Origin of the sequence: Citrobacter sp. Cf125 (genome assembly GCF_030333935.1) — a bacterium.
In the GTDB taxonomy this organism is placed as follows: domain Bacteria; phylum Pseudomonadota; class Gammaproteobacteria; order Enterobacterales; family Enterobacteriaceae; genus Citrobacter; species Citrobacter freundii.
Genome location: NZ_JAOWEY010000025.1, coordinates 767644 through 794548, shown reverse-complemented (window position 1 = coordinate 794548; position 26905 = coordinate 767644). Strand labels below are relative to the sequence as shown.

Genomic DNA, 26905 nt, shown 5'->3' with positions numbered 1-26905 from the left:
CCCAGTTAAATATGTATCATTTTGCTACAAAGCAGGTTGTTATAAAAATTGTTATAAATCAAAGAAGTGATTGTGAAATTTGCACTCCTGGCAGTACGTCATATCTTTAAAGGTAGGTAGCGAGTCGCTACGGACACGGTTAACTCGAGGAGTAGTGTAAAATGGCAAAAGTTCTGGTGCTTTATTATTCCATGTACGGACACATTGAAACTATGGCCCATGCAGTCGCAGAAGGCGCAAATAAGGTAGATGGCGCGGAAGTGATTATTAAGCGCGTACCAGAGACCATGCAGCCTGAGATTTTCCTTAAGGCTGGCGGCAAAACACAAAACGCACCAGTCGCAACCCCGCAAGAACTGGCTGATTACGACGCCATCATTTTTGGTACCCCCACGCGCTTTGGCAATATGTCCGGTCAGATGCGTACCTTCCTCGACCAGACTGGCGGGCTGTGGGCCTCTGGTGGTCTGTACGGCAAACTCGCCAGCGTATTCAGCTCAACGGGAACCGGCGGCGGTCAGGAACAAACCATTACCTCAACCTGGACTACGCTTGCCCACCATGGGATGGTGATTGTGCCTATCGGTTACGCGGCGCAAGAGCTGTTTGATGTCTCTCAAGTTCGCGGCGGTACCCCTTACGGTGCAACCACCATTGCCGGAGGCGACGGCTCCCGCCAGCCAAGTCAGGAAGAATTATCTATCGCCCGCTATCAGGGTGAATATGTCGCAGGTCTGGCAGTAAAACTCAACGGCTAATCTTCAACAGGAGGATTCGAATGCCAACTCAAGAAGCGAAAGCCCATCGCGTCGGCGAATGGGCAAGTCTGCGCAATACATCGCCGGAAATAGCCGAAGCCATTTTTGAAGTCGCACATTATGACGAGAAACTGGCGGAAAAAATTTGGGAAGAAGGTAGCGATGAGGTACTCATCAAAGCCTTTGAAAAAACAGACAAAGATTCGCTCTTTTGGGGTGAACAGACTATCGAACGTAAAAACGTCTAGCGCTCAGACTCCCCCGCGAACACGGGGGAGTTTTTCTTTTATTTAGCCGCCTCATTCAGCACGCTGTCGAACTTATCTATCGGGCAAAAACCATCCGCATCTATCGGACATCCTTTCAGCTCAAGCGTTACGCGCTGCGCCGGGGATTTCAGCGTCAGAACGTCTGCATTACGCAACTGCAGCGAGCTCTGATACACATACTCGATTTTCATCAGATCACGATTTGCGTTGCTGTCATGCCAGCGCTGAAAGACAATCTTCCCGCCAATCGGCGTACGCTCGTTCTGATCGTGAAGCTGGTATGGTTTGAAATCCAGCGCGGTGAGCAGCGAAGCGATGTTTGAGTCATGTCCCACCAGCACGGTTATTTTCGGTGCTTTCGCGCGTTCCGTAACCAGCGCATTATTAATATATTTCACCAGAGGTTTGGCGACGTTCTGCGCCACTTCCGGGGAGGTGAACAGGCTGTCCTGATAGCCATTTTTCAGCTTCGACAGAACCTTCCACTGCTGATCCGATTTAATCTCGCCCCAGGCAACCTTGTCCATCGGGAAGCCTTCGTAATACTGCAGCGTGAAGGCATCGACCAGCGAATTCCCCACCTTCAGCGGCCCCGATACGCCTGGCTCCTGCTGGTATTTCGCGCTGAACGTATCTTTGGCATCGGTCAGGGAACACTGCTGTTTTTCTTTACAGGATGGAGAGTCTTTGTAGTCGGTCATTTGCTCAAGCAACTGATAGCTATCGTTGAGCTGCATTTTACTACGCTCTTTCTCCATGGCCTGAACGGCCTGCTGGCTGAAGGCGGCGGAATCATCGGTGATCACCGGATTAAAGGTGGGATCCATGGTGCCCATTTTTTCCTGATGATGGACCGGAACGTCGCAACCAGGGAAGGCACCGGTGACAAAGAACTGCGCCGTAGCAACTGTACGCTGCAGACTGTTAGCATAGGTATACACCGTATCCGGTGCCGGACATTCGCCCGATTTCACCATCCCCTGCTCTGCCAGCCACTCTCGCATGTAGTGACCCATATAGACTTCCAGCACACCGCCTTTAGTAGTGAGTTGTCCGCCGGGGACATCCCATTCTGGCCATTCCTTGGGGGTGGACTGTTCAAGAACGCTGCCATTATTGGCTAAAGGTGCACGTAAGTTATGCCGACTCATCATCAATACTTGTTGAAGCTGATACCCTTCCGGCGCGGTCTGCGCCTGCGCGGCGTTGGACAGTAATACAGCCCCTGCCACAGCGGCGGCGATTAACGATTTATTCATCCCTACGACCTCTTGTTGTTATCAATCACAACAGAGTGTGACAGAAATATGACATATTTCCGGGAACGCTTTCGCAAAACAGACCATCTAGCGTGTCGTTTTAACACCAAACTCGGTTTCGAGTTTACGAATGCCAAGAGGTGTGAAGATGACGTGGCGGCTGCCCTGTACTGTTTTTATCCATCGCTGTTCACTGAACCAGCGCAGCAGCGTTGCGCCAAGCACACCACCAGGATGATAACGTCGCTCGCTCCAGTCCAGACAACCGCAGGTTAACTTCCGCCGGGATGAACCCGCCGCCAGGACAATCCCCATCTGGGCCAGCTTTTCCTGGCCAGGAGGAGTCAGCGTTTCACCATCCGGCGTTAACCACTGACGGGAAACCAATGTATCAAACAACCTCACCGCGACCTCTCCGGCGAGATGGTCGTAGCAGGTGCGGGCATGCCGCAAACCTGGCGGCGTTGTGATTCTCCGGGGCATTGATGTCGCCCACGCAACGCCCATCAGGCGTTCCAGCAGTTCAGCGATATCGGAACCTGCAAGGCGAAAATAACGATGTCTGCCCTGCGCCAACGCTATAACAAAACGTTGTTCGCACAGACGCGCGAGATGCGCGCTGGCGGTCGACGCGGATATATCCGCCACCGCGCTGAGCTCAGTTGCAGTCCAGGCGCGGCCATCCATCAGGGCGCACAGCATACACGAGCGCGATTTATCGGCCATCACTGCCGCAGTGAGTGCCATTTTCGACTCCAGATCGCCCTCTTCTTCATGTAACATCACGGATGCCATAACGACCTCATTGACCCTGAATCTCTGAATTAACGATGCCATGAAAGTCGCGCAAAGTCACCGAACCGGTCACACAGCACGCAGCATCATCTCTGTACCCAACCCGACCAGACAAAACAGAAAACAGCGTTTAAACACGAGCGGAGAAATAACCCTTCGCACACGGGTTCCTATCCACTGACCAATAAGTGCAGGAACAATGGCCAAAGCCGACAAGCTTAGGGATTGTACGGGCAGCGCGTTGTGCCACCACAGACCCAGCGCCAATGCCAGGGTCGAAAAGGTAAAAGAGATCCCGAGCGCCTGTACCAGTTCATCTTTCTCAAAGCCCAGGGACTGGATCCAAGGCACGGCGGGCATCACAAACACCCCGGTTCCGCCGGTCAATAAGCCGGTCACAAATCCAATAACGAGGGAGTACGGTTTTTCACGCTGCGGGGCCACCGCAATTTTCTTTCCTGCCAGCGTCCAGATAGCGTAGGCCACCAGCGCCACGCCGAGTGCAAACTGAGTTCGGGTGGTGTCGCCCCCGGTAATCCAGGCGCTGGCAAGCAGAGTCGCCACTACCACTGTCAGCAGCATTGGCCACAGTCGTTTGAGTAATTGGCGTGTATTTCCACCACCGCCAAACTGGAACAAATTGCTTATCAGCGAAGGCAATAGCAGCATAGCCGCCGCGGCAACTGGCGAAATAAGCGATCCGAGGATCCCCATTGCCACGGTGGGTAACCCCATACCGGTGACACCTTTCACCATCCCGGCGAGGACAAATGTGGCGACAATCATCACCACCAGAGCGGGTCCAAACGCTAAAGAACTCGTCATGTTGCACTTTCCTGGAAAAAAGAAGATGACTGATTCTGGACGTTAATCACTGTGCTTGCTTCGTCAGGCAACGAAATATGCCTTCCAGAGGAAGGCGACGCCGTAAAAAAATGCCGGGTTTCCCCGGCACATTTATCAGAACGTTTTCGCCCACCACAACCGAAGTTTCATGCCCCAGTAGCTGGTCCAGCCGCTGGTGGTTGATACCACCCGACCTTCTGACATCACCACCAGCGTGGGCGTGACGCTAATCGCCCAACTGCGGGAAATAGCCCCGTTCGCATCATTGATGACCGGAAATTCCACGCCTTTACGCAACAGCCAGCGAGATACCTCAGCTTCATTTCCGGAGCGTAACGCAATGGTCATCACATTTTCCCCTTCAGAACGCAGCCTGTCGACTTCCGGCGTCGTGAAGCGGCATACGCCGCACCAGCTCGCCCAGAAATAAAGCAACACTGGCTTGTCTTTGCTGAGCGCCGCCAGCGTGACGGTTTCACCATCCAGCGTTTGTAAAGGCGTGCTGTCAAAAGAGGCAGGGAGCTGCGGCGCGCGCCAGGCATCCATCAGCAGCATCGCCCCCGCCAACAGTGCCAGTAAGATCAGCCCTTCGCGCAACCAGCGGCGCAGTTTACTGAGCATTGGCCGCCGCCAGTTTTTCTTTTACCACTTCCTCAAGCGTTTCCCACGGCACCGCACCGGGAATAAGTTCATCGCCAATGATCGTTGCGGGGGTTCCCTGTACACCCACCAGTCGCGCCAGTTGCAGGTTAGTGCTCAGCGTTTCAGCACTTTGGGCGTCCAGCGTCACCGGACTGGCCCCCGCTTTTTCCTGCGCCTGTTTGATACTGACATCGGTATGGTAGCCCTTCTTCTGCATCAGTTTTTCATGTAGCGCCAGAAACTGCTGCGGATGCTGATGCCATGTCGTCAGCACGGTCCGCGCCGCCAGTTCCGAGCTTTCACCTTTAAACGGCAACGGTTTGATCACTACCGCCACGTCAGGATATTTCTGCACAATTTTTTCCAGCATTGGATCCAACTGCTTGCAGTATGGGCAGTTGTAATCGGTGAAGTTTATCAGGGTCAGTTTTGCCTGCTTTGCGCCAATCCGCGGGCTGTTGGGATCGTTAAACAGGGCTTCCTGAATTAATGCTTCAATTTGCTTTTCCTGTTCCGGGGTAAACGGTGCAGGCTCTTTCGCGATACTGACGGCAGAAAACAGGGTTAACAGCAGAACAATCATCATCTTCATGGGGTAACTCCTTTGGCATCGTTCAACGTTTGCAGTACCGCATCGCGGGTTAACAACGTGGGTAACACCTGGCCTTCCGGCAGACCGGGGCCATAAATTTGGTTATACGGCACAGCAACCTGGCCGCGTTTTTTTAGAAATTCGGTAATGACTTCAGAAGGGAGTGTCCAGTCGCCGCGCAGCGCCACCACATCCGGCTGTTGCAATGCGGCCTGTACGTCATCTTTATGCAAGACGTTGAACTTGTTTACCTTACAGGTGATGCACCAGTCTGCTGTGACGTCAATGAACACGCGCTTATGTTGCGCCAGCGCATCCTCAATAGCTTGCTCGCTTAGCGGTTGCCAGTTCACGCTCTCTTTGCCGGTGCTTTGCCCTACGAACCCGAAATGCGGGAGCAGCAACGTCGCAAGCCAGATAGCGGAACCCAGCATCATCACGCCGAGCAGACGCCGCAACATATTCATCCAGCGTCCTGGCCGCGGCAAACGCAGCGCCAGACCGGGACGCAGAGCCACCAGCAGCCACGGTAAGCTCATTCCCAGCCCAAGTGCGATAAACAATCCCCACAATGTCGGCAGCGAAGCGGTCAATGCCACCGCCACCGCCGTTCCAAGGAACGGGGCACTGCACGGCGTAGCAAGCAGCGTCGCAAATGCACCTTGCCAGAAATGTCCCGACAGACCGTTGCCGCCGTGAGTCGCCAGCGTGGTAGTCATCGCAGAAGGGAGTCGGAATTCAAACCACCCGAACAGGCTGGCGCTGAACGTCAGCATCACCAGTACCATCACGCCAATGAACCATGGATTCTGAAACTGGATCCCCCAGCCAAGCGCCTGATTGGTTAAACGCAGCACCGTCATCAATAGAGCCAGAGCCATAAATGAGACAAGTATTCCGGCTACCGATGCGAGGAACTGACGACGGACCTGGCGACGACTTTTTTCCTCGACCAGCAAAATCGAGCCCAGCTTCATGCCCAGAACCGGTAACACACAGGGCATCAGATTGAGGATCAAACCGCCCAGCAGCGCCATTAGCACCACTTGCCACAGTGGGAGTGAGGCGTTCTCAACAACCGGGGCTTCGCCAATCGCAAGACGACTTTCCTGGGCAACACCGTTATCTGCCAGCACCAGGGTGACTGACTTACCACGCAGATCCGGCGCGCCTTCTCCCCAACCGTCATGTACAGGAACCGTGGCGCGTAATGTCTCCCCCTCAACATGGATTTGCGGCATGCCAAAATCCGCATCATCAACAGCATCCAGATACAGCCCTGGTGCAGTCCAGCCTCCCGCACGGTGAGCCTCGACGACTAACTCTCCCGCCCGTGCGCCGGCGCTCAGAGCATCGGTCAGGCCGCTGGCAAGTGGGATCTGTCCCATCGCCTGAGCATAGTCATGTGCAAAAGTCGGGTCCTGGGCTGTGGGCGTTACGGAAAAAGGAAAATCCGTCAACAGGCAAACGTTGCTACAGGTGGATAGCGTCAAAACGCCGCTGAGCGTGGCGGGCGCTCTACCTCGCACCACCATCGGGAACGTCACCTTATCGTGATACCCCTGGGTAGTGATATTGGCGACCTCAAAACGAGCTGGGGTTGGCCAGAACCAGTCGACCGCAGGCATTTCCTCTTTCCAGGCGATAGCAGGCGCAACGCCCCCCTCGCCCGGAGAACGCCAGTAGGTTTTCCAGCCGTCCTCCAGTTTGACATCCAACAACAGACGGGTTTCACCACCAGCGGACGTATCAGCGCGTAACCGCACGCTGGCGTGATCGTTATCGGGTGAACGCAGCCAGCCGGGTCCAGCCGCCCAGGATACGGGCAGCCATAGCAATAACAGACAGAGCAGTGTCTGCCTGAAAACAGTCATCATAGTTTTTCTCCGTGAATAATTATCTAACAGTCAGCAACGGCTGTTCTGTCATTCACGGAAGACGCAAAATCGGAGATGCACCCGGAGAGTGGGCGGCGAGATAGCTCGCGGTGGGAAAAAAGGTAGACGAAACGCCCGCACTGGCGCCAGCAACGACAGCAGCAGGCACAGCACCAGAATAGCACCTTCAAACAGTACGGGTGGCGCAGCCAGTAATGACTTCGCGCTCAGTTCACAAGGGGTAACGGGTGAGGCCTCATCGGCCTGCACTTGTGCGCTGGCGACAACGCTTGTAACGGCGGTATCCATCTGCAACGCGTGCAGACCCGCCATGCGTTGTGCGGTGCAAACCATCACCACAACACATGCCAGACAGAGGAACCACCATCCCATCCGTTGACGTTTCGCCATTATACCCTCACTCATTGATGCGAGTTATCTTAACCACTCGCCGGTTTTTGGCAACCTTTGCGCTGTAAAGTTATGTCCTGGCATCTGCTGGATATACCGCGATTTCAATCAGATTGAGATCGGGATCCCTGACATAAACCGAGCGAATCGGTCCTGTCGCGCCGGTTCGTGCAACGGGCCCTTCAATAATCTCAACTCCGTGGGTTTGAAACGTCTCTGTCACCTCTTCCAGTGTACGCGTGGTGATAAAACACAAATCCAGCGCCCCCGGCGTTGGCGCGTAGGCTTTAGGTTCAAACTCTTTTCCCCGAATATGGAGATTGATTTTCTGATTGCCAAAGACGAAGGCTTTCCGACCTTGTGCGAAAGTTTCCAACCTCATGCCTAAAAGCTCGACATAAAAACGAACGCAAGCCTCTTCATGATTGGTGGTTAGTACCAGGTGATCCAGGTGGTCGATCATAGTGATATCCATTTGGGTTGCTCGTCTCTGACACTTACCCTATTCATTCGCGCGCGACAAGAAAAAGACAATCTACAGGGGTATTTGCAAATACTTAGCGAAATACCTTGCCATTCACGCTTTAAAGGCGAAATGATAATTAATCATATTTTCGTCTTTGTTTATTACACTATAACATTGCTAAAAACACCCCTGAAAATATCACGGAAGTTATCATTCACTATTTACGAAGAATGCCAGAGAATATTTCAATGCCAGCACACAAATAATGCCCGCTACGTACTGATGCGTAAATGAAAGTAAGGGTCAGCGCATTTTCAGGGGATTTCCTTATTATATCCATACGCAATGAATAACGTATTCATTAGCAGATAATTTGTTTATCAAATGTTATTTAGAGTATATGGAAATGAAAAAATATTTATTACCCCTGATTGGGTTACTTTTTACAGTTAGCGCTCAGGCAGCATCATTTACCGACGGTAAAGAGTATATCACCCTGGAAAAACCCGTCGCTTCCGCCCCAGCTGCGCTGAAGTTTTTCTCATTTTACTGTCCTTCCTGTTATCAGTACGATGAAGTTTTTGAAATCACGGATAACGTGAAAAAAGTACTGCCTGCTGATGTCAAACTCACCGAATACCACGTCGACTTTTTAGGTCCGCTGGGGCAAGACATGACGCACGCCTGGTCCGTCGCCATGCTGTTAAACGTACAAGATAAAGTTAAACCGTTGCTTTTTGATGCCGTTCAGAAAAAACAAACCGTTAAAACAGCGGATGATATTCGTAACGTATTTATCAGCGCGGGCGTCAGCGCCAGTGATTATGATGCCGCCTGGAACAGTTTTGCCGTGAAATCCCTGACCGCAAAACAACAAGAAATGGCTAAAGCGGTAGATTTAACCGGTGTGCCCGCCATTTTTATCAACGGTAAATATATGATCAATCCAAAAGGACTGAAATCTGACGACCTAAACTCTTTTGTGAAGAGCTACGCGGATACGGTTCGCTATCTGATCACCAAATCCTGACGTTTCGCTAATCTCACTTTTCGCACCACACAACAGTCAAAAGCGCTGTTGGTGGTGCGCAATCACATCATTTAGACCAATATCCTTTCTTCCCGGTTGGCATTCGCCGTTATCAGGATTACCCTAAACTTAGCGGTGTTACCTGTTGTCGGGGTACACCTTCTTCAAGTGTTGATTTACACGAGAGAACGCTATGGAATTAAAGGATTATTACGCCATTATGGGCGTGAAACCGACAGACGATCTCAAGACAATCAAGACCGCCTATCGTCGACTCGCCCGTAAATACCATCCTGATGTCAGCAAAGAGACTGACGCTGAGGCCCGGTTTAAAGAGGTTGCTGAAGCCTGGGAAGTCCTGAGTGATGAACAGCGACGAGCCGAGTACGACCAACTGTGGCAGCATCGCAACGACCCTCAGTTCAGCCGTCAATTCCAGCAAGGAGAGGGGCAAAGCTACAGCGCCGAAGATTTCGACGATATCTTCTCCTCCATTTTTGGTCAGCGTGCGCACCAGTCGCGCCAGCGCCCTGCCAGCCGCGGGCATGACATCGAAATAGAAGTTGCCGTCTTCCTCGAAGAAACGCTTACTGAGCATAGCCGCACTATCAGTTACAACCTGCCAGTCTACAATGCGTTTGGCATGGTAGAACGAGAAATTCCTAAAACACTGAACGTGAAAATTCCGGCTGGCGTCGGTAACGGTCAGCGTATCCGCCTGAAAGGTCAGGGCACGCCCGGCGAAAACGGTGGGCCGAACGGTGATTTGTGGCTGGTGATTCATATTGCGCCGCATCCGCTGTTCGATATCGTTAATCAGGATCTGGAAGTTGTCGTTCCTCTGGCGCCGTGGGAAGCTGCGCTGGGTGCGAAAGTAACCGTTCCGACGCTGAAAGAGAGCATCCTGCTGACCATTCCTGCAGGCAGCCAGGCCGGTCAGCGGCTACGCATTAAAGGCAAGGGTCTGGTAAGTAAAAAACATACCGGCGATTTGTATGCGGTGATCAAGATCGTCATGCCACCGAAACCTGACGACACCAGTGCCGCCCTGTGGCAACAACTGGCGGATGCACAAAAGACCTTTGATCCGCGCAAAGAGTGGGGGAAAGCATAATGGCTAACGTTACCGTCACTTTTACCATTACCGAATTTTGTCTGTACACCGGTGTGTCAGAAGAAGAACTGCATGAGGTTGTCGGCTTAGGGGTGATAGAACCCCATGAAGACGAGACGTTTGACGATCATGCGCTGACCGTAATGCGTCGCGCGATGCGCCTGCGTCAGGAGCTGGAACTTGACTGGCCAGGGATTGCCGTTGCATTGACGTTGCTGGAAGAGAACGCTCAGTTACGTCAGGAAAATCGCCTGCTGCGCCAGCGATTGTCCCGTTTTATCAGCCATCCTTAGTGCGTCAGGGCCAGCATCGTGCTGGCCCTTTTATTGTCCGCCCCGCGCTCTTAATGACATTAAGCAGTAGATAGCATACAGTCAGAGATAAGAATTATCTCAAACAATAAGACGTTGAGCCATGCAGCTTAAGCCCCTCACAAAAGGTCGTTTTCACAATATCTGGCAGCAAGATGATGCCTTAATTGAGAAGATATTCCAGGAACTGCTCTCTGAAACGCAGATGATCCACGAAGATGAGTATCTCTATCGCCAGGGACAGGTAGTCGATCGACTTATCATGGTGCAATCAGGCAGAATTTCCCTGCGTTACAGCGCGGAAAATGGTCGCCGTTTTCAGTTGGGCGCAATGGAATGTGATGAGCAACTATTTGGTGAAATGGAGTTTTTTACCGGGTATCGCTGCCAGCTTGATATCGTGGCCGAAGAGCCGTTGACCGTGGCGGTGTGCAGCTGTGATCGTCTTGAAGAAGCGCTAAACCAGCACCCGAGACTGGCGATATTTTTTGCCAGTGCGATGGCGATTGATTATCAGGATATGCTGGAAATCTTCCTGCACCGGATGCTCTACCCTATCGTTCATAACGTGGCGTATGATTTGTATCGCCAGCATCAGAACAAACAGCCGATGGATGGTTTCCATAAAAAATACCAGGAAGCAGAACGGTTCGGCACCACCGATCGGGTCTATCGGCGGGCGGTTAAAGCCCTGACGGATGCCGGACTGGTAACGCGCACGAAGCAAGGACTGGAAATTAAGGATCTGGATGGGCTGCGTAAATTCCTCGGCAATGACATCATTGACTGACACACCAACCATCTCCGTAGAGAAGGTTGGTGTGTCAGTTCAGCGCAATCAGAATTTATAGGTAAGGTTGAAGTAGTGACCGAGTCCGGTGGTGCGCCCTGCTCCGCCGTGATTTTCCATCAATGCCATATTGCGGAAATACTTCAGGCCATAACCCACCGCATAATGCTCTGAATGCCAGTAGATACCGTTATACCATTCAATCGCGTTATTGCTGTATAACGGTTGATTAGCAATCTTGTTAGCGGCGAACTGATAGTCAAAGTAACCCTGATAGTTCAGGTAGCTGCCGTTGGCAAAGGTATAGAACGGCGTCGACCAGTTGGTCGAGAACATGTAGCCATCCCACTTGCCTTCGTTATCCGCACCGTAGTTTTCACGCACATAATGCGCATAGATGTTCATTCCCACCAGACCAAACCACGGAACCTTAACATCTGTGCCCAGACCGACATAATGTTCAAATAATTCCCGGTCGCCAATGTTATTTACCGTTGCGATATAGAATTCGTTAAATGGCCCAACGGATAAATCTTTATTTAAAATAGCATCCAGGGAAAACCGTGGGGATATCTTGGCGAAAAAGTTATCGCCACCATGGCGGTCATCCTGCTTGCGGTCAAAAATATCAAAGAAATCGACATAACCATACAGATCGATAATTCCGGAACGCGCCCCAAACTCCAGTTCCAGATAAGTGTCATTACGAATACCATAAGGCACTTTCGCATCCACACTTTGCATTAAGTTCATCTGCATCCAGTTAAAATCATTTTTACGGACGTTGCCATCGGTATAATCAGCAGCAAGCGCTTGCGTACAGCTCATTGCAACGATTGCGCCCAGAACTGTTTTTTTAATCATTGATTTATTCTTCATCATTTTCAATTCCTTTGAGCAAGGTTGAGTGTCGCCTCACCAAATAAATGGTGTGGCGACTGACTATCTAATTAGAGAGGTAAGTGTTATTACTGTGCTTTGTTACGTTTAAGTTTTAATGTACCCATCAACATGATAAAGATTATTAAATATAATACTGGTATTGCGTACATAATTTTCTGCAAGCCCATTGTTTTTTCCATTAGCGCACTGATCGCTGGACTAAACATAGCCCCGGCGCTACCGCTAATTAAAATATATGAAACATTCTGACTACTTGCGCGCTTCACAAATGAAACCCCGTAGGCAATAAAGGAGTTATACAGCGCCGCACAGACGAATCCGTAACTATAAGCCAGATAATCAAGCCCCGAGATGTTTTCTTTCGTTACAATAATGGTCGTAATAACGCAAGCGAGCAAAATAATACTCAACAGGAAATAATGTATCCTCACTCGAGAAACAATGACAGTTGATACTAGCGCCCCAACCAACGCCGCTCCCCAGTATTGCGTAATAATATTACCGGCTTCTTCAAATGGAATGCCAAATTTATTCTTCACAAATAATGGTGCCCAGGTCAGGAAGGTATACAGCGCCAGCATACCTAAGAACAGACCAATACCTCCGCTAATAATCCCTGGGTTCCACTCAGACTTCACCGCGTCTGTCCGATCTTCCGCAGACGCGGTTTCACAGGCAGTAAAACGAGTGAGCGCCACCACACCTAACGTAAGTAAGGCCACCATGCCAACACTTAGATAGCTGTAACTCCATGACATATTGTGCGTCAGGGCGTAGGTGGTGATCAGCGGAAAAACCACGCCTGCGACGTTAAAGGTGGCGTCTTGTACCACCAACATTGTACTTTGAATGCGATCCTGCCATACCGAAACAACAATCGTTCCTGCCACACACAGGCCAATCCCACCGCAAAAGCCCACCAAAGTCATGGCAACCATCACCGGCCATAAGTCGGGGCTTAAGTGCATTGCCAGCGAACAAAGGAACACTATCGAATAGATAATAAACGTCATTCGCTTGACGCCAATTTTTTCTATCAGGAAAAAGGCGGCGATGGTCCCGGCTAATGCCCCACCGTTAAGCAGCGAAAATATCGAGGCAACGGTATTCACATCAGCACTGTAACGTACCGCAATCGGTTCAATCAGCATTCCAAACTGACTGGCAAACCCCGCCATAATAAAATTTGCCAGAAAACTAATCAGTGTAAGTGCTATTTTATTCTTCATATAATGACATCCCTGATTGGTTCAATTAAAAGCCAATGCTAAGCCGTAACGGCTGTATTTAGCGCCAGCTCAATCATATTTTTAAAAGTTAATTGCCGTTCCTCTGCCGTGGTTTCTTCGCCTGTCAGGCAATGATCGGACACCGTTAAAATAGCCAGTGCTTCAATATTAAATTGGTGTGCTAAGGCGTATAAGCCGGCCACCTCCATATCCACACCCAGTACACCGAACTTTTCCAGTGCAGGAATGAGGTTTTCGTCAGGATCGTAATAAAGATCGCCACTGAAAACATTACCGACCTTAATGTCGATTCCGGCCTTCTGCGCCAGCATCCACGCCTGTTGTAGTAATGGGAAGTGAGCGGACGTCGCCATCGTGTAGCCCGCGCTACGTTTTAAATTTGTGACAGAGTCAGTACCGGCAGCGAGAGCCAGAATAATGTCGCGCATTTTGACATGCGGTTGTGTTGCCCCCAGACTACCGACGCGAATAATTCTCTTCACATTAAAATCATGTACCAGCTCATGGGCGTATAGCGTCATAGAAGGAATACCCATACCGTGTCCCATCACCGAAACAGGTTGACCAAAATAAAGACCGGTATAGCCCAGCATATTACGCACGTTGGTAACTTCGCGGTAATCCATGAGATAATTTTCGGCAATAAATTTTGCGCGCAGCGGATCGCCCGGCATAATCACAGTTGGCGCAAAATCACCCGCTTTAGCATTAATATGTGCAGTCATAACAATTCCTGAATTATGGGTATTGGAGATATGCAGGGATTGTAACCAGACGTTTGCAGAGGATTGAGGACAAAAGTCCTGCTCAAAGGATCGGCCTCTCATTTCTGAGAGTTAGAGTTGCAGGCTTAGGATGCAGAGGAAAACTATGCCTCGGCAACAGTTAGGAAAAGCAAGACCCAGAACAATAAAAGAACAGATTAGCCCCCAAATCGCTGGTGACTACCGCGTTGGCGCGAGTAGCCATAGCAGCGTCAATATTGTTTTGAAAGTGGTCTTATTGTTATTATCGTATTCCACTCTAAGCTTGGATGCCTGCCATGACCCGATTAAGGTTTAGTGAGATGACTCACGCCGATATACCTGCTGTTCAGTCGTTCCTTATTAAGCATCTTAATTTGTTCTTCAATGCCGGGAGAGTCATGCCTGCTGCTGAAGAAGATATCTTCGATCTCAAGCAGCAGTATATTTTGCAAGAAAGAAATCTATTACTTTGCGCATGGAGTGAAAAACAAGAGCTCATCGCTACACTTGCGGTATGTCAATATGATGATCGTATCACTGAGCTACGTGGGCACTATAATTTGCCTGAAACGGCAGAAATTTGTCGTTGCTACGTGGATGCGCGCTACCGCAGACAGGGAATCGGAAGCCGGTTGTTTGCTTTAGCTCAAATGTTCTGCCAGCAGCAAAAATATAAAACCTTATATCTTCATACTCATCATTTCTTGCCTGGAGGGTATCATTTTTGGTTGCGTAAAGATTTTAGCGTCGTTATGGATATGCAGGATGAATGGCAATTGGTACATATGCAGAGATCACATTATTAAATTAACCCAACGCTAATTAACTGCGTTATTGATAACGATCAATATGATTAAATTGAAAAAATAAAACCGTGTTTATAGTTTGATCAATGTCAATCAATTCTCATTTAGCTTTTTATTGTTATTTTCATGTATACATCCGAGATAAAGGATTTAAGCATAACCAACTGTAAAACATAACAATTTTACCAAAGGTGTGAGGTTTTCCCTGTTTATTCATACGGTTGACCTCGTTAACAATTGCCGTTAGAGTCGCTTTTGACAGCATTTCATTACATTTTTGTATATGAATAGGAATATGGTGAGAATTATTCAATTCAATTCCATAACTGCCCCCGCAACTGTAGGCGGATGCAGAATATCCTTGTGTGGTTAATAAGCCGCAGGTCACTGTAAAGCTCGTCTTTATGGGAAGGCCGATATTCTGATTACCGTGAGTCAGGAGACCTGCTGTCAACGATGTATACCATTAAGTGGACGGGATGGTCCATGGGATGAATTATTTGACGTAAGCAGTAGTGTATTTATGAATAAGATTTTGGCTAAGTAAGGCTTATTTGCATTTGTTGCATATCTTCATTCTTAAAATTCACGATTTAATGTCATCTATCTTCATGTCTCCTCCCGATATATGGAATGAAATGAGCCATGACCAGACTTTAAGATTCTGGCATCAACGGGACGATGATAATGCACGCTAATTCTACATTTTTCTCTTCTAAAAAAACGCTTCTGGCTATTGTTGGAACCACTGTACTGTTGACTTCCGGTTTTTCTAACGCGGCAAAAACCGAATATCCTCTGACGATTAAAAACTGTGGACGCGATATTACCTTTAATCAGGCACCAACGCGCGTGGCAACCGTGGGTCAGAACAGTACCGAGATTCTCTATTCACTGGGGCTGGCCGATCGCGTCGTGGGTACTTCGTTGTGGTTTGGCCCGGTACTGGATGCTTACAAAGCAGCAAATGAAAAAGTTGCCGTCATTGCGCAAAATATTCCCAGCTTTGAAGGAATTGTGGCTAAAAAACCAGATCTGGTCGCCAGCCAGTTTGAATGGCAAATCGGCCCTGCTGGCACAGTTGCATCATACGAACAGTTTAGTGAACTGAAGGTGCCCGTTTACACCGCGCCAGCTGACTGTGCTAAGGATAACGAAGATGGGGGTGATGGTGTTCGTAAGGGCATGTTTGATATTGCTATGGTGTATCAGGAAGTCGCCGATCTGGCAAAAATTTTTGATGTTCAGGATAAAGGCGAAGCGCTGATTGCCAGCCTTAAAGCGCGTGAATCAGCAGCAAAAAATAAAATTACCGGCATGGATAAGAATGTTTCTGCCGTGTTCTGGTTCTCAAGCGCCGATTTACAGCTCGATCCTTACGTTGCCGGGAAGTTTGGCCCAGCAGCATGGATAGCCCAAACGCTGGGTGTGAAAAATGTCATTGATTCTGCTGAAGAGTGGCCAACGGTGGGCTGGGAAACCATCGCTAAAGCTAACCCTTCTGTCATTGTGCTCGGTGAGATGAGCCGCCGACGCTTCCCGGCAGATGACTGGAAGATCAAGATGGAATACCTCCAGTCCGATCCTGTCACCAAACTGATTCCTGCCGTCAAAGAAAACCATCTGCCGGCCATTGACGTACAGACAATGAATGCCGGGATCAGAACTATTGATGGGGTGGAAAAACTGGCTGACGCTCTGGTTGAATATGGCTTAGCGCATCCGCAGGCTGCTCATTAATCTACATTTTGCGCTATATCACGGCACGGTATAGCGCATCTCCGTTACTCAGGAACGCAGATAATCATGAGTGATTCTCGCAGGATGCGTCGCGCTGTTGGTCAGCTTGCGGTGAGAGTCGGTGGTCATGCCGTTTGGGTCAGTGCGCTGATGTGTTGCGTACTGCTGGCGGGGATTTCCATCGGCGAAACGTTTATCCCCTGGCGGCACGTACTCAGCACGTTGGCAAATCATCTTTTCGATACCCACTATCCTGTCGATGCACTGGATGCCGGGATCGTCTGGAACTACCGACTGACCCGAGCACTGGTCTCAGCCAGCTGCGGCGCCTGCCTGGCTGTTTCCGGCGTAGTGTTGCAGTCGTTGCTACGCAATGCGCTCGCCGAACCTTATCTACTGGGGATTTCTGCCGGAGCATCTACCGGTGCGGTGCTGATTGCGCTTACGGGACTGGGGGCTGGCATCATCAGTATGTCTTTAGGGGCGTTCATTGGTGCGCTGACGGCATTTCTGTTCGTTGCGCTATTGGCGATGGCCGCTGGCGGTAAACAAGGCGGCGGGATTACAACCCAAATCATTCTTGCCGGGATCGCCAGTTCGCAACTGTTCAATGCGATTACGTCGCTTATCATCACCCGCTCAGCAAACGCCGAGCAAGCACGCGGAATTATGTTCTGGTTGTTAGGCAATTTGAGCGGTGTACGCTGGCCCGATGTTGTCTTAGCTATTCCTACCGCTCTGGTCGGTATTGCGCTGTGCTTCTGTTATGTCCGCCACCTTGATGCGTTCTCCTTTGGCGCTGAATCCGCGGCATCGTTGGGCATTCCAGTCAAACGTACTCGCGCAGTACTAATTGCTGCTGTCACCGGTATGACTGCGATTATGGTCTCCATTGTTGGTGCGATCGGCTTTGTCGGTCTGGTGATCCCTCATGCCGCTCGTTTGCTGGTCGGCAACCAGCATCATCGACTGCTGCCGGTTAGTGCGCTTACCGGCGCCATTTTCCTCATTGTCGCCGATGTTATTTCCCGCACGTTACTACCCGGCCAGGTACTGCCCATTGGGGTAATCACGGCTTTGGTCGGCGCGCCTGCGTTTTCAATCATTCTGATAAGAGGAAACCAGAACAAATGACGGTAAACCTCGTACAGCCACTTGTTACCTCTGCGCAAGCCGTTATTGAAGCCTGCAATCTGCGTTGGAAGGTAAAGGGTAAGACGATTGTTGATGATATTTCTCTCCGCGTAACTCCCGGCGAGTTTGTCGGTATCATCGGTCCCAACGGCTCGGGCAAAACGTCACTGATTTCACTGCTGGCCGGTTTGCTGCAGCCGACTTCCGGGCACATCACTCTGCGGCAAAAAGCGCTCCAGCACTATTCGCGGCGTCATCTTGCGCAACATGTGGCGCTGGTCGAACAACAGGCTGAAACCAGCGAGCGGCTTACCGCTTTACAAGCCGTTTCTCTGGGACGGACCCCCTGGCTTAGCCTGCTCACCCCCTGGTCTGCCAAAGATGACGATATCGTACAAACGATGCTGGAGAAGGTCGATCTCAGTGAATTACAGCACCGCTGCTGGCATACCTTTTCCGGGGGAGAAAAACAGCGCCTGCATATTGCACGGGCGCTGGCGCAGCAGCCGCAATTGTTGCTGATGGACGAACCCACCAACCATCTCGACATTCAACATCAGATTGGCCTGCTGAGTCTGGTTAAACGTGAAAAGCTCACGGTGATTGCTGCTCTGCACGACCTTAATCATGCCGCAATGTTCTGCGATCGCATCATCGTAATGACCTCCGGACAAATGGCGATGCAGGGTAAACCTTGCACCGTTTTTACCCGCGATAATCTCCATGCCTGGTTTGGTATCGACGCCGTTGTCGAACATGAAGCGGGTAGTGAAAACTGTTTTATTCGTTATCAAAGACCTGATGAATTTTAAGGAAGAATCGATGAAATACCTCAAACAGAGTCTGAAAGTTTTGTGTTTACTCGCCCTCGCCTCTTCAGCCTTCGCGCAAACTCACGAAGTGTTGATGAAGAATCGTGGGTCTGCGGGGCCGATGGTCTACGAGCCGGATTATCTGGAGATCCAACCCGGTGATACGGTGAAGTTTATCCGTAAGCATAAGAGCCACAACGCGGCTTCAATTGCTGAATTGTCTCCGGCTGACTATCCCGGTTTCATGGGAAAAATAGATGAAGAGATCGAGGTGACTTATGACAATCCTGGATTTTACGGCATCAAATGTTCACCGCATTACGCTCAGGGCATGGTGATGATGATTAAGGTTGGCGATACCACGTTACCGGACAGCTATCGGGCATTCAAAGCGCCGGGTATTGCTGATAAGCGCTTTCAGGAAATTTACGCGCGTATCGACAAACAATAATCCGCATTACTCTGGGAGAAATACAAGGTGGCAGATAAAAAACTTGCAGATGGCGAAATCCAGGAACAGCGTCGGGAATGCCTGTGTAAACTGACGAAATTCGTCGGCGCGGCGGGCGTCGCGGCTGCCGTGTGGCCGCTGGTTTCGGCCTTGAGCCCGGATGAGAAAACGCTAGGGGAAAATGAACCGATTGATGTTTCTCTTGCGGGTGTTGCTGCTGGACAAACCATCAGGCGCATATGGCAGGGAAAGCTGATTCTTATTCACCACCGCACGCAGGAAGAGATTGTCGCCGCCAGAAATACCAACTGGCATACGCTTATTGATCCACAGTCTGACAGCGAGAGGGTCTCTGCGGTTCATCCCCAATGGCTGGTGGTTCAAGGGTACTGTCCACATGCCGGATGTGTCCCCAACGCCCAGCCGGGAGGGCTGGGCTGGATTTGTCCGTGCCACGGCTCGGAATTTGATACCTCCGGGCGCGTGACGCGCGGCCCCGCAACGGCCAACCTGGCAATCCCGGATTACGCCTTTCATTCTGATGGTCAGATCGTGCGTATCGGCACTAAGGAAGCCTGACATGATGAGTGAGCGCGTCTATTCGCTTCGCTGGCGAATTCCTTTTCCTCGTTCGATTGCCGGACTCTGGCTGTTCGCTATCGGCGCAATCCTGCTGGTTATGCTCGGCGTGCAGATCCTGACAGGTATCGTACTGGCGATGTTTTACGTGCCGACAGCCGGGCTGGCATTTGACTCCATTATTCATATTATGCGTGCGGTTCGCCACGGAGAACTGATACGCAATATGCATGCTATTGGCGCATCGCTCTTTTTCTTTGCCTGTTATCTGCATATTTTTCGCGGTATGTACTACAACGTGTACCGCAAGCCCTGGACAACAATGTGGTTGATTAGCGTCACGCTGTATATCCTCCTGATGATAACCGCATTTCTTGGTTATAGTCTTATCTGGGGGCAAAAAAGCTACTGGGCGGCAACGGTCATTACTCGCTTTGCCCAGGCCATTCCGCTAGTGGGTGATACGTTATACGCATATTTAGTCGGTAGCCATACGCCGGGAACACCGATGCTTGGCCGCTTTTTTGTTATCCACTTTATTCTTCCTTTTATGATTGTCGTGGCAACGGTTTTTCATATACGTACCGTACAGTCAGCGTTTGCCCAGGCGATGAAAAAGAGGTTCAGCGAGAAAGAGTCCAGGAGCCTGTTGTTCGATTACAAAATTACCGATCTCGATGCCATCAAAATCACCCTTTTTATGATGCTCTTCGCCTGGTTTTTATTCTTTGCTCCGCACTATCTGAGCAGCGCCGATAACTTTATTCCCGCAGACCCAACGATTACACCAGCGATTGTTGCGCCAGAATGGTATTTCCTTCCCTTCTTCTCCATCTTGCGCTGCTTCCCGAATGAATTCGTGGGACTAGCCGCGATGTGCGGTTCGATACTGATTTTCTATTTTCTTCCCTGGCTTGATACCTCCCGGGCTCGTTTTCGCCATTACAGCAAACTGGTCAAATGCGGATTCTGGCTGTGGGTCATCAATGCCTGCTTTTTAGGCTGGTTAGGATCGAAAGCGCTGGTTGGCCCCGACCTTCTTGACGGTTTTCGTAACGAAGAAGGTTGGATACGTGCCGCGTCCCAGCTTTCGACGCTGATTTGGTTTGCCTGGTTTTTAATCGTATTACCTTGCCGTCGTTTTCTGGAAAAACAGGACTGATAATGAAACGACTATTGAAATTCAGTGTTCTGTGTTTTTCTCTATTGGGACTGGGCTCCACCTATGCGCAAGAAGCCACGCCTGAACGACAGGAATGGAGTTTCAGCGGCATCAATGGCCAGTATGATAAAGAGCAGCTTCGGCGTGGTCTGCAGGTTTATGAAGAGAAGTGTCGCGCTTGTCACGGCATGAAGCACCTTACCTTTCGAACCTTGACCAGATCCGGCGGCCCGGAACTCACGGAAGAAGAAGCAAGAAGTATCGCTAACGGCTATCAGTTTCCTGAGATTCAGGATGACGGCCAGATGGGTGAGCGGGACGGGACGCTAAATGACAGCTTTATATCGCCATATTTAAACGAGCGGGAAGCTCGATACCTTAATAATGGCGCAGAACCTGTTGACCTGAGCTATATCGTCCGCGCCCGCTCATACGATCGTGGATTTCCGCAATTCCTGTTAGATGCTTTTTTGCCCTACACGGACCAGGGAGCTGATTACGTCTACGCGCTACTCACCGGCTATCTGCCTGACGATCCCGAACTGAAGGCTAACCGCTATTTTCCGGGCGGCGTGATTAACATGCCGAAACCGCTGAATAGCGGAGAGATCCAATGGAGTCCGGCGTCGCAGAAAGCTGAAACTGAGGAGCAATACGCCAGGGATGTTACCGCCTTTCTGGCATGGGCAGCCGATCCGGCGCTCTCTGAACGAAAACAGCAAGGGAATTACGTTATGGGCTATCTGGCTATTATGCTGGGGCTGCTATGGATATTACGACGAATGAAGAGACGTTCGCTCATGTAGCTTTTGCGAGGCGGGGTGATTACTCAGTTCACCAGCATTCAACCGGTCAGCAGCACTGTTGCTCTTGCGCGACTAAGACGAGTAAAGGAAGACAAAATATAAACCGAGCAAAACGAAAAACCCCAAGCTATTTGATAGCTTGGGGTTTATGTTTGGCGGAAGCGTAGAGATTCGAACTCTAGAACCCTTTCGGGTCGCCGGTTTTCAAGACCGGTGCCTTCAACCGCTCGGCCACGCTTCCAATGAGGCGCACTATAAACATCCCGAACGGACCTGTAAAGCACCAATGTGTTCGTTTGCCTGAAAAACAGCCAAAATGTTGTTAATCGACTGAAATAACAACAGATTGACCATTTAATCAGCACAAATACCGGCTACAACGCTTAATGTTTTTTGATGTACATATCTTTGGTGTAGTAATTTCCCCGGTTATCCGGCGCAAATCCCCCCACCCACGGCTTCACCAGATGCGTGCGGACATAGTGGTAAACCGGAATCGCAGGGACATCATCACCTAAAAGATCTTCAGCCTGCTGATAGTATTTGCCTCGTTCTTCCAGTGAATTTGCTTTCGCCGCATTACGCATCGCTTCATCAAAGGCGGGATTGCTGTACTTGGTAGTATTCTCGCTATCACCGGTACGGAAAATATTGAGGAAACTTGAAGCATCATCATAATCGGCTATCCACGCATAGCGCACGACGTCAAAATTACCGGTGTGCATAGTGTCCAGCATGGTTTTCCATTCCTGGTTTTGCAGCTTCGCCTCGACGCCAAGGTTTTTCTTCCACATCGACGATGCGGCAATCGCAATACGCTGGTGCGTTTCGAAGGTGTTGTAGAGCAAATTCAAGCTAAGCGGATGCTCAGGACCAAAACCGGCTTCAGCAAGCAGTTTTTTGGCTTCAGCAATACGTTTTTCGAGCGGCCATGACGCATACTCCGGTGCATGCAGTTTCACCCCACCTATTTCCGGCTGGCTGATAACCCACGCAGCTCGCTGCCCCTGCCCCATCACCTTTTGCGCAATGATGTCTTTATCCAACGCCATATTCAGCGCCCGGCGCACGCGCGGATCATTAAACGGCGCGCGGGTTGTATTGAACTGATAGTAATACGTTGAAAGCTGGGGAGAGACATGCAGTTCATCGCCCATCGTTTTTTTCAGTTGGGCGAACTGATTGACCGGTACGCTATAAACAATGTCGATTTCACCGGCCTTATAGCGGTTTACGTCAGCCGACTCTGAGCTGATGGGCAAATAAGTAACTTTATTAATAACCGTATGCCGATCGTCCCAGTAATGTGGGTTACGCTCGGCAACGATGCGCTCATTGACCACCCATTGCGATAGTTTGTACGGCCCACTGCTGACAAAATGTTCTGGTCGGGTCCACTTGTCGCCAAAACGCCCAATCAGAACTTTATCCAGCGGCACCAGCGATGGATGCGCCAGCATCGCCAGAAACGCCGCCGTCGGTTGCGTCAGGGTAATTTCCAGCGTGGTATCATCCAGGGCTTTTACCCCTAGTGTAGCGGGATCTTTATTCCCTTGGGCAATATCAACCGCGTTCGCAACATGCATATTGCCCAGATACGAAGCATAAGGTGAAGCCGTTTGCGGCGAGACCAGACGCTGCCAACTCCAGACAACATCCGGTGCGGTAATCGCAGAGCCATCAGACCAGGTAATGCCCGGACGTAAATGAAAGGTCCAGATAGTATTGTCTTTATTCTCCCAGGATGCCGCAAGGCGGGGCTCGATAGACCCATCCTGCTTGACAGCAACCAGACCGTCGAACATATCGCTGATTAAATTAAACTCAACGTTGCTTTCGACTTTATGCGGATCCAGCGATGCCGGCTCACTGCCGTTATTTCTCACCAGTTCCTGCTTTTCAGCCAATGCTGTTCCTGCGGGAACATGAGCTGCCCATGTCGCGCCGTTTATTGATATCACACAGGCGGCCAACAGCGTAAACGTAAATACCTTCGATTTGTGTTGAGTCATTCCCTGCACCTTATTGTTCTGTTTTGTGATGACACCGCAATCACTCATAAAGGGATGCAGTAAATAACGCAATATTTTTCAGTGACCTATAAGATGTCGATCTGACATTTTCAAACAATAAGTGGTAACATCTAATTTAGACACTTTTGCTGAAATAATATGCTTAAGTCTGGCGGGTTAAAATGCGTAAAGATGGGTAAAACCGCTGTGTCATTCCCCTTGATTTCATTATCCTCCATCATTAATTACATCTGTCATAAGAGAGTGACTCATGGATCGTATTATTAGTTCTTCGCGCGACCGTACATCGCTACTCAGCACGCATAAAGTGCTGCGCAATACCTATTTTCTGCTCAGCCTGACGCTGGCGTTTTCTGCCATCACCGCAACGGCAAGCACCGTGCTGATGCTGCCATCCCCGGGTCTAATCCTGACGCTGGTGGGTATGTATGGTCTGATGTTCCTGACATATAAAACTGCGGATAAGCCGGTCGGAATTCTGTCTGCTTTCGCATTCACCGGCTTCCTGGGCTACATTCTGGGACCGATTCTGAACACCTACCTGTCTGCAGGCATGGGTGATGTTATCGGTATGGCGCTGGGCGGCACTGCTCTGGTCTTCTTCAGCTGTTCTGCCTATGTGCTGACCACCCGTAAAGACATGTCCTTCCTCGGCGGTATGCTGATGGCAGGTATCGTGGTGGTGCTGATTGGTATGGTTGCGAATATCTTCCTGCAACTGCCAGCTCTGCATCTGGCCATCAGCGCGGTGTTTATTCTGATTTCTTCAGGCGCTATCCTGTTTGAAACCAGCAATATCATCCGTGGCGGTGAAACCAACTACATCCGTGCAACGGTCAGCCTGTATGTTTCGCTGTACAACATCTTCGTCAGCCTGCTGAGCATTCTGGGCTTCGCCAGCCGCGACTAAGTTGTCAACTCGCACTATCCAGCCCCGCTTATGCGGGGCTTTCTTTTTTGGTAAACTGCCGCCAGTTTGACTAACGTAGTGACAAATTATGTTGATCTTTGAAGGTAAAGAAATCAGTACCGATAGCGAAGGCTATCTGAAAGATACCACGCTGTGGAGCGAGCCGCTGGCGGAGAAAATCGCCGAAAACGAAGGCATTACGCTCTCCGCAGAACACTGGGAAGTGGTGCGTTTTGTCCGCGATTTTTATCTGGAATTTAATACCTCCCCCGCTATCCGCATGCTGGTAAAAGCGATGGCCAACAAGTTCGGCGAAGAGAAAGGCAACAGCCGTTATCTCTACCGCCTGTTCCCGAAAGGTCCGGCCAAGCAGGCGACTAAAATTGCCGGCCTGCCGAAACCGGTGAAATGTATTTAATAACGGATACTAAATCCCTTTAGCTCGTCGCCAGGACGATGGGGTTCGCTGAGAACTCTGTCTACCCTGGCGCTTCGCGGCCCCCCGGCTTTCAACCACTTCATCAGTTGTTCCACCCGGTCACTTTCACCGCAGGCGACAACCTCTACGCTGCCGTCATCCATATTCTTCGCGTATCCGGTCAATCCCAGCCGTTGTGCTTCATGCTGGGTGGTGTAGCGAAATCCTACCCCCTGAACCCGGCCATAGACCCAGGCGATTATGCAGACTTTCGACATTGCGGTTCTCCTTATCATCACAGCGCGCGTTGCAAATATGCGTAAAACTCAGGACAATGGCGCCCATTTCTTTGAATTGACAGAATAGTAAATTATGAGTGTACGTTTAGTGTTAGCCAAAGGGCGCGAAAAATCATTACTGCGCCGCCATCCGTGGGTATTTTCCGGTGCTGTCGCACGTATGGAAGGTAAAGCCAACCTCGGTGAAACCATCGATATTGTTGACCATCAGGGTAAATGGTTAGCACGCGGCGCGTACTCACCCGCGTCGCAGATCCGTGCACGCGTCTGGACATTTGACAAGTCTGAGTCCATCGATATTGATTTCTTTACCCGTCGTCTGCAGCAGGCGCAGACATGGCGTGACTGGCTGGCGAAAAAAGACGGTCTGGACAGCTACCGTCTGATCGCCGGAGAATCCGATGGTCTGCCGGGTGTCACCATTGACCGCTTCGGCAACTTCCTGGTGTTGCAGTTGCTCAGTGCGGGGGCTGAATACCAACGCGCCGCGCTGATTAGCGCTCTGCAAATTGTTTTCCCGGACTGCGCCATTTATGACCGTAGCGATGTTGCGGTGCGTAAAAAAGAAGGTATGGAGCTGACTCAAGGGCCAGTAACGGGCGAGCTTCCGCCAGCACTGCTGCCAATTGAAGAGCACGGCATGAAGCTGCTGGTTGATATTCAGCATGGTCACAAAACCGGCTACTACCTCGATCAACGCGATAGCCGCCTGGCCACGCGTCGTTATGTGGAAAATCAGCGTGTGCTGAACTGTTTCTCTTATACCGGTGGATTTGCGGTTTCAGCATTAATGGGTGGATGCCGTCAGGTCGTCAGCGTTGACACCTCTCAGGAAGCGCTCGATATTGCCCGCCAGAACGTGGAACTGAACAAGCTGGATCTGAGCAAAGCTGAGTTCGTGCGTGATGATGTGTTCAAACTTCTGCGAGCTTATCGCGATCGTGGTGAGAAATTCGACGTCATCGTGATGGATCCGCCGAAATTTGTCGAAAACAAAAGCCAGTTGATGGGCGCCTGCCGCGGCTATAAGGACATCAATATGCTGGCTATTCAGTTGCTCAATCCGGGCGGCGTACTGCTGACTTTCTCCTGCTCTGGGCTTATGACCACCGATTTATTTCAGAAAATCATCGCTGATGCCGCAATAGATGCTGGTCGTGATGTACAATTTATAGAGCAGTTCCGTCAGGCCGCCGATCACCCGGTGATCGCTACCTACCCGGAAGGGCTGTATCTGAAAGGGTTTGCCTGTCGCATCATGTAACTTGAAAAGTGGAATATTACCCTTACATAGAGGGTATCTATTTCCCGGGAGGTGACTATGATTGCCAGCAAATTCGGTATCGGCCAGCAGGTCCGCCATTCCCTGTTAGGTTACCTCGGAGTGGTCGTGGATATCGACCCGGAATATTCGCTTGATCAACCGTCAGCCGATGAGTTGGCGGTTAACGACGAACTTCGCGCCGCTCCCTGGTATCACGTGGTGATGGAAGACGATAATGGTCTGCCAGTACATACGTATCTGGCCGAAGCACAACTGAGTAGTGAGCTACAGGAAGAACATCCGGAGCAACCGTCGATGGATGAACTGGCGCGAACAATTCGAAAACAGCTTCAGGCCCCGCGCCTGCGCAATTGATGCAAACACAGACCCGATTAGCTAATCGGGTCTGTGCGTTTTGTTCGGCTACAGATC

Annotated in this window: 31 protein-coding genes, 1 tRNA gene and 1 riboswitch; of the genes, 18 read left to right on the top strand and 14 right to left on the bottom strand. The window is 50.5% G+C overall.

What is annotated here, in order from left to right:
• Positions 1-161: 161 nt before the first annotated feature.
• Positions 162-758, top strand: coding sequence for an NAD(P)H:quinone oxidoreductase (gene wrbA / locus OGV89_RS20420; RefSeq protein ID WP_003832057.1), 597 nt, complete (start codon positions 162-164; stop codon positions 756-758).
• Positions 759-778: 20 nt separating this feature from the next.
• Positions 779-1006 carry a YccJ family protein gene (locus OGV89_RS20415; protein ID WP_003036015.1) on the top strand — a complete coding sequence of 76 codons (228 nt, stop codon included), beginning with the start codon at positions 779-781 and terminating at the stop codon, positions 1004-1006.
• A gap of 38 nt (positions 1007-1044) precedes the next feature.
• Here the strand turns inward: OGV89_RS20415 and agp are convergent, their stop codons facing one another.
• From agp to OGV89_RS20375, 8 genes are all read right to left on the bottom strand, one after another.
• On the bottom strand, positions 1045-2286 hold the full coding sequence (gene agp, locus OGV89_RS20410; RefSeq protein ID WP_286559224.1) for a bifunctional glucose-1-phosphatase/inositol phosphatase: 1242 nt from the start codon (positions 2284-2286) through the stop codon (positions 1045-1047).
• A gap of 87 nt (positions 2287-2373) precedes the next feature.
• A complete protein-coding gene (locus OGV89_RS20405) occupies positions 2374-3081 on the bottom strand; it encodes an ArsR/SmtB family transcription factor (RefSeq protein WP_286559221.1) in 708 nt (235 codons plus the stop codon).
• A 69-nt stretch (positions 3082-3150) separates the two neighbouring features.
• Positions 3151-3906: a sulfite exporter TauE/SafE family protein gene (locus OGV89_RS20400; protein ID WP_054528253.1), complete on the bottom strand. Its 756-nt coding sequence runs from the start codon at positions 3904-3906 to the stop codon at positions 3151-3153.
• Between the two features lie 135 nt (positions 3907-4041).
• Positions 4042-4548 (bottom strand): protein disulfide oxidoreductase, encoded by a 507-nt coding sequence (locus tag OGV89_RS20395; RefSeq protein ID WP_044712488.1) that lies wholly within the window; start codon positions 4546-4548, stop codon positions 4042-4044.
• The gene (locus OGV89_RS20390) at positions 4538-5161 is read right to left on the bottom strand and encodes a DsbA family protein (protein WP_003035975.1); all 624 of its coding nucleotides are present in this window, start codon (positions 5159-5161) and stop codon (positions 4538-4540) included. Before OGV89_RS20390 ends, OGV89_RS20395 begins: the two co-directional genes overlap by 11 nt.
• The gene (locus OGV89_RS20385; protein ID WP_121539891.1) at positions 5158-7038 is read right to left on the bottom strand and encodes a protein-disulfide reductase DsbD family protein; all 1881 of its coding nucleotides are present in this window, start codon (positions 7036-7038) and stop codon (positions 5158-5160) included. The genes OGV89_RS20390 and OGV89_RS20385 overlap by 4 nt, the downstream gene beginning before the upstream one ends.
• A gap of 48 nt (positions 7039-7086) precedes the next feature.
• Positions 7087-7449: a hypothetical protein gene (locus OGV89_RS20380; RefSeq protein WP_003836824.1), complete on the bottom strand. Its 363-nt coding sequence runs from the start codon at positions 7447-7449 to the stop codon at positions 7087-7089.
• Between the two features lie 70 nt (positions 7450-7519).
• Positions 7520-7924: a VOC family protein gene (locus OGV89_RS20375; protein ID WP_003035964.1), complete on the bottom strand. Its 405-nt coding sequence runs from the start codon at positions 7922-7924 to the stop codon at positions 7520-7522.
• A 397-nt stretch (positions 7925-8321) separates the two neighbouring features.
• Here OGV89_RS20375 and dsbA point away from each other — a divergent pair, with 397 nt between their 5' ends.
• The 4 genes from dsbA (at position 8322) to OGV89_RS20355 (ending at position 11160) form a co-directional block, all read left to right on the top strand.
• Positions 8322-8945: a thiol:disulfide interchange protein DsbA gene (gene dsbA / locus OGV89_RS20370; RefSeq protein WP_003035960.1), complete on the top strand. Its 624-nt coding sequence runs from the start codon at positions 8322-8324 to the stop codon at positions 8943-8945.
• Between the two features lie 193 nt (positions 8946-9138).
• Positions 9139-10059 (top strand): curved DNA-binding protein, encoded by a 921-nt coding sequence (gene cbpA, locus OGV89_RS20365; RefSeq protein ID WP_003035957.1) that lies wholly within the window; start codon positions 9139-9141, stop codon positions 10057-10059.
• Positions 10059-10352, top strand: a complete 294-nt coding sequence (gene cbpM / locus OGV89_RS20360) for a chaperone modulator CbpM (protein ID WP_003836827.1) — start codon at positions 10059-10061, stop codon at positions 10350-10352. Before cbpA ends, cbpM begins: the two co-directional genes overlap by 1 nt.
• A gap of 121 nt (positions 10353-10473) precedes the next feature.
• Positions 10474-11160, top strand: coding sequence for a Crp/Fnr family transcriptional regulator (locus OGV89_RS20355; protein ID WP_003846869.1), 687 nt, complete (start codon positions 10474-10476; stop codon positions 11158-11160).
• A 48-nt stretch (positions 11161-11208) separates the two neighbouring features.
• Here OGV89_RS20355 and OGV89_RS20350 read toward each other — a convergent pair whose 3' ends face one another.
• The 3 genes from OGV89_RS20350 to deoD form a co-directional block, all read right to left on the bottom strand.
• Positions 11209-12042, bottom strand: a complete 834-nt coding sequence (locus OGV89_RS20350; RefSeq protein WP_061548782.1) for a nucleoside-specific channel-forming Tsx family protein — start codon at positions 12040-12042, stop codon at positions 11209-11211.
• Positions 12043-12128: 86 nt separating this feature from the next.
• Complete coding sequence (gene tsgA / locus OGV89_RS20345; protein WP_174329417.1) at positions 12129-13292, bottom strand: MFS transporter TsgA; 1164 nt, start codon at positions 13290-13292, stop codon at positions 12129-12131.
• A gap of 38 nt (positions 13293-13330) precedes the next feature.
• A complete protein-coding gene (deoD, locus tag OGV89_RS20340) occupies positions 13331-14038 on the bottom strand; it encodes a purine-nucleoside phosphorylase (RefSeq protein ID WP_003035940.1) in 708 nt (235 codons plus the stop codon).
• Positions 14039-14355: 317 nt separating this feature from the next.
• Between deoD and OGV89_RS20335 the strand changes: the two genes are divergently transcribed.
• The 8 genes from OGV89_RS20335 to OGV89_RS20300 all read left to right on the top strand — a co-directional run bounded on the left by OGV89_RS20335 (position 14356) and on the right by OGV89_RS20300 (position 21549).
• Complete coding sequence (locus tag OGV89_RS20335; RefSeq protein ID WP_016149892.1) at positions 14356-14865, top strand: GNAT family N-acetyltransferase; 510 nt, start codon at positions 14356-14358, stop codon at positions 14863-14865.
• A gap of 242 nt (positions 14866-15107) precedes the next feature.
• Positions 15108-15331: riboswitch (cobalamin riboswitch) on the top strand.
• A gap of 221 nt (positions 15332-15552) precedes the next feature.
• Positions 15553-16605, top strand: coding sequence for an ABC transporter substrate-binding protein (locus OGV89_RS20330; RefSeq protein WP_003035934.1), 1053 nt, complete (start codon positions 15553-15555; stop codon positions 16603-16605).
• Positions 16606-16671: 66 nt separating this feature from the next.
• Positions 16672-17739, top strand: a complete 1068-nt coding sequence (locus OGV89_RS20325; protein WP_016149890.1) for a FecCD family ABC transporter permease — start codon at positions 16672-16674, stop codon at positions 17737-17739.
• Positions 17736-18551, top strand: coding sequence for an ABC transporter ATP-binding protein (locus OGV89_RS20320; protein ID WP_044712500.1), 816 nt, complete (start codon positions 17736-17738; stop codon positions 18549-18551). The genes OGV89_RS20325 and OGV89_RS20320 overlap by 4 nt, the downstream gene beginning before the upstream one ends.
• Before the next feature lie 10 nt (positions 18552-18561).
• On the top strand, positions 18562-19002 hold the full coding sequence (locus OGV89_RS20315; protein WP_003035925.1) for a pseudoazurin: 441 nt from the start codon (positions 18562-18564) through the stop codon (positions 19000-19002).
• Positions 19003-19029: 27 nt separating this feature from the next.
• The gene (gene petA / locus OGV89_RS20310; protein WP_044700748.1) at positions 19030-19581 is read left to right on the top strand and encodes a ubiquinol-cytochrome c reductase iron-sulfur subunit; all 552 of its coding nucleotides are present in this window, start codon (positions 19030-19032) and stop codon (positions 19579-19581) included.
• 1 nt (position 19582) lies between these two features.
• A complete protein-coding gene (locus OGV89_RS20305; RefSeq protein ID WP_061548787.1) occupies positions 19583-20743 on the top strand; it encodes a cytochrome b in 1161 nt (386 codons plus the stop codon).
• Between the two features lie 2 nt (positions 20744-20745).
• Positions 20746-21549 (top strand): cytochrome c1, encoded by an 804-nt coding sequence (locus OGV89_RS20300; protein WP_016149885.1) that lies wholly within the window; start codon positions 20746-20748, stop codon positions 21547-21549.
• Positions 21550-21702: 153 nt separating this feature from the next.
• On the opposite strand, the gene OGV89_RS20295 is transcribed toward OGV89_RS20300, so the two are convergent.
• Both OGV89_RS20295 and OGV89_RS20290 read right to left on the bottom strand, forming a co-directional pair.
• Positions 21703-21790: transfer RNA gene (locus OGV89_RS20295), tRNA-Ser, on the bottom strand.
• Positions 21791-21932: 142 nt separating this feature from the next.
• Entirely contained in the window at positions 21933-23561 is a 1629-nt protein-coding gene (locus tag OGV89_RS20290; protein WP_286559216.1) for an ABC transporter substrate-binding protein, read from the bottom strand.
• Positions 23562-23832: 271 nt separating this feature from the next.
• Here OGV89_RS20290 and yccA point away from each other — a divergent pair, with 271 nt between their 5' ends.
• Both yccA and tusE read left to right on the top strand, forming a co-directional pair.
• On the top strand, positions 23833-24492 hold the full coding sequence (gene yccA / locus OGV89_RS20285) for an FtsH protease modulator YccA (protein WP_003035917.1): 660 nt from the start codon (positions 23833-23835) through the stop codon (positions 24490-24492).
• 88 nt (positions 24493-24580) lie between these two features.
• Complete coding sequence (gene tusE, locus OGV89_RS20280) at positions 24581-24910, top strand: sulfurtransferase TusE (protein ID WP_003035914.1); 330 nt, start codon at positions 24581-24583, stop codon at positions 24908-24910.
• Here tusE and yccX read toward each other — a convergent pair.
• A complete protein-coding gene (gene yccX, locus OGV89_RS20275) occupies positions 24907-25188 on the bottom strand; it encodes an acylphosphatase (RefSeq protein ID WP_003035911.1) in 282 nt (93 codons plus the stop codon). The genes tusE and yccX overlap by 4 nt on opposite strands.
• Positions 25189-25282: 94 nt before the next feature.
• Between yccX and rlmI the strand changes: the two genes are divergently transcribed.
• Entirely contained in the window at positions 25283-26473 is a 1191-nt protein-coding gene (gene rlmI, locus OGV89_RS20270) for a 23S rRNA (cytosine(1962)-C(5))-methyltransferase RlmI (RefSeq protein WP_032936284.1), read from the top strand.
• Between the two features lie 57 nt (positions 26474-26530).
• Entirely contained in the window at positions 26531-26848 is a 318-nt protein-coding gene (gene hspQ, locus OGV89_RS20265) for a heat shock protein HspQ (RefSeq protein ID WP_003035905.1), read from the top strand.
• The last annotated feature ends 57 nt before the right edge of the window (positions 26849-26905 follow it).

Excerpts from the sequence above, each read along its gene's own strand:
- OGV89_RS20305 (WP_061548787.1), top strand. The coding sequence starts at position 19,583 with ATGATGAGTGAGCGCGTCTATTCGCTTCGCTGGCGAATTCCTTTTCCT.
- wrbA (WP_003832057.1), top strand. The coding sequence starts at position 162 with ATGGCAAAAGTTCTGGTGCTTTATTATTCCATGTACGGACACATTGAA.
- tsgA (WP_174329417.1), bottom strand. The coding sequence starts at position 13,292 with ATGAAGAATAAAATAGCACTTACACTGATTAGTTTTCTGGCAAATTTT.
- OGV89_RS20330 (WP_003035934.1), top strand. The coding sequence starts at position 15,553 with ATGCACGCTAATTCTACATTTTTCTCTTCTAAAAAAACGCTTCTGGCT.
- OGV89_RS20380 (WP_003836824.1), bottom strand. The coding sequence starts at position 7,449 with ATGGCGAAACGTCAACGGATGGGATGGTGGTTCCTCTGTCTGGCATGT.
- rlmI (WP_032936284.1), top strand. The coding sequence starts at position 25,283 with ATGAGTGTACGTTTAGTGTTAGCCAAAGGGCGCGAAAAATCATTACTG.
- OGV89_RS20355 (WP_003846869.1), top strand. The coding sequence starts at position 10,474 with ATGCAGCTTAAGCCCCTCACAAAAGGTCGTTTTCACAATATCTGGCAG.
- OGV89_RS20390 (WP_003035975.1), bottom strand. The coding sequence starts at position 5,161 with ATGAAGATGATGATTGTTCTGCTGTTAACCCTGTTTTCTGCCGTCAGT.
- hspQ (WP_003035905.1), top strand. The coding sequence starts at position 26,531 with ATGATTGCCAGCAAATTCGGTATCGGCCAGCAGGTCCGCCATTCCCTG.
- yccX (WP_003035911.1), bottom strand. The coding sequence starts at position 25,188 with ATGTCGAAAGTCTGCATAATCGCCTGGGTCTATGGCCGGGTTCAGGGG.
- OGV89_RS20405 (WP_286559221.1), bottom strand. The coding sequence starts at position 3,081 with ATGGCATCCGTGATGTTACATGAAGAAGAGGGCGATCTGGAGTCGAAA.
- OGV89_RS20415 (WP_003036015.1), top strand. The coding sequence starts at position 779 with ATGCCAACTCAAGAAGCGAAAGCCCATCGCGTCGGCGAATGGGCAAGT.
- deoD (WP_003035940.1), bottom strand. The coding sequence starts at position 14,038 with ATGACTGCACATATTAATGCTAAAGCGGGTGATTTTGCGCCAACTGTG.
- tusE (WP_003035914.1), top strand. The coding sequence starts at position 24,581 with ATGTTGATCTTTGAAGGTAAAGAAATCAGTACCGATAGCGAAGGCTAT.
- cbpM (WP_003836827.1), top strand. The coding sequence starts at position 10,059 with ATGGCTAACGTTACCGTCACTTTTACCATTACCGAATTTTGTCTGTAC.
- dsbA (WP_003035960.1), top strand. The coding sequence starts at position 8,322 with ATGAAAAAATATTTATTACCCCTGATTGGGTTACTTTTTACAGTTAGC.
- yccA (WP_003035917.1), top strand. The coding sequence starts at position 23,833 with ATGGATCGTATTATTAGTTCTTCGCGCGACCGTACATCGCTACTCAGC.
- OGV89_RS20315 (WP_003035925.1), top strand. The coding sequence starts at position 18,562 with ATGAAATACCTCAAACAGAGTCTGAAAGTTTTGTGTTTACTCGCCCTC.
- OGV89_RS20335 (WP_016149892.1), top strand. The coding sequence starts at position 14,356 with ATGACCCGATTAAGGTTTAGTGAGATGACTCACGCCGATATACCTGCT.
- OGV89_RS20385 (WP_121539891.1), bottom strand. The coding sequence starts at position 7,038 with ATGATGACTGTTTTCAGGCAGACACTGCTCTGTCTGTTATTGCTATGG.
- OGV89_RS20350 (WP_061548782.1), bottom strand. The coding sequence starts at position 12,042 with ATGATGAAGAATAAATCAATGATTAAAAAAACAGTTCTGGGCGCAATC.
- cbpA (WP_003035957.1), top strand. The coding sequence starts at position 9,139 with ATGGAATTAAAGGATTATTACGCCATTATGGGCGTGAAACCGACAGAC.
- OGV89_RS20325 (WP_016149890.1), top strand. The coding sequence starts at position 16,672 with ATGAGTGATTCTCGCAGGATGCGTCGCGCTGTTGGTCAGCTTGCGGTG.
- OGV89_RS20290 (WP_286559216.1), bottom strand. The coding sequence starts at position 23,561 with ATGACTCAACACAAATCGAAGGTATTTACGTTTACGCTGTTGGCCGCC.
- OGV89_RS20300 (WP_016149885.1), top strand. The coding sequence starts at position 20,746 with ATGAAACGACTATTGAAATTCAGTGTTCTGTGTTTTTCTCTATTGGGA.
- OGV89_RS20395 (WP_044712488.1), bottom strand. The coding sequence starts at position 4,548 with ATGCTCAGTAAACTGCGCCGCTGGTTGCGCGAAGGGCTGATCTTACTG.
- OGV89_RS20375 (WP_003035964.1), bottom strand. The coding sequence starts at position 7,924 with ATGGATATCACTATGATCGACCACCTGGATCACCTGGTACTAACCACC.
- agp (WP_286559224.1), bottom strand. The coding sequence starts at position 2,286 with ATGAATAAATCGTTAATCGCCGCCGCTGTGGCAGGGGCTGTATTACTG.
- OGV89_RS20400 (WP_054528253.1), bottom strand. The coding sequence starts at position 3,906 with ATGACGAGTTCTTTAGCGTTTGGACCCGCTCTGGTGGTGATGATTGTC.
- OGV89_RS20320 (WP_044712500.1), top strand. The coding sequence starts at position 17,736 with ATGACGGTAAACCTCGTACAGCCACTTGTTACCTCTGCGCAAGCCGTT.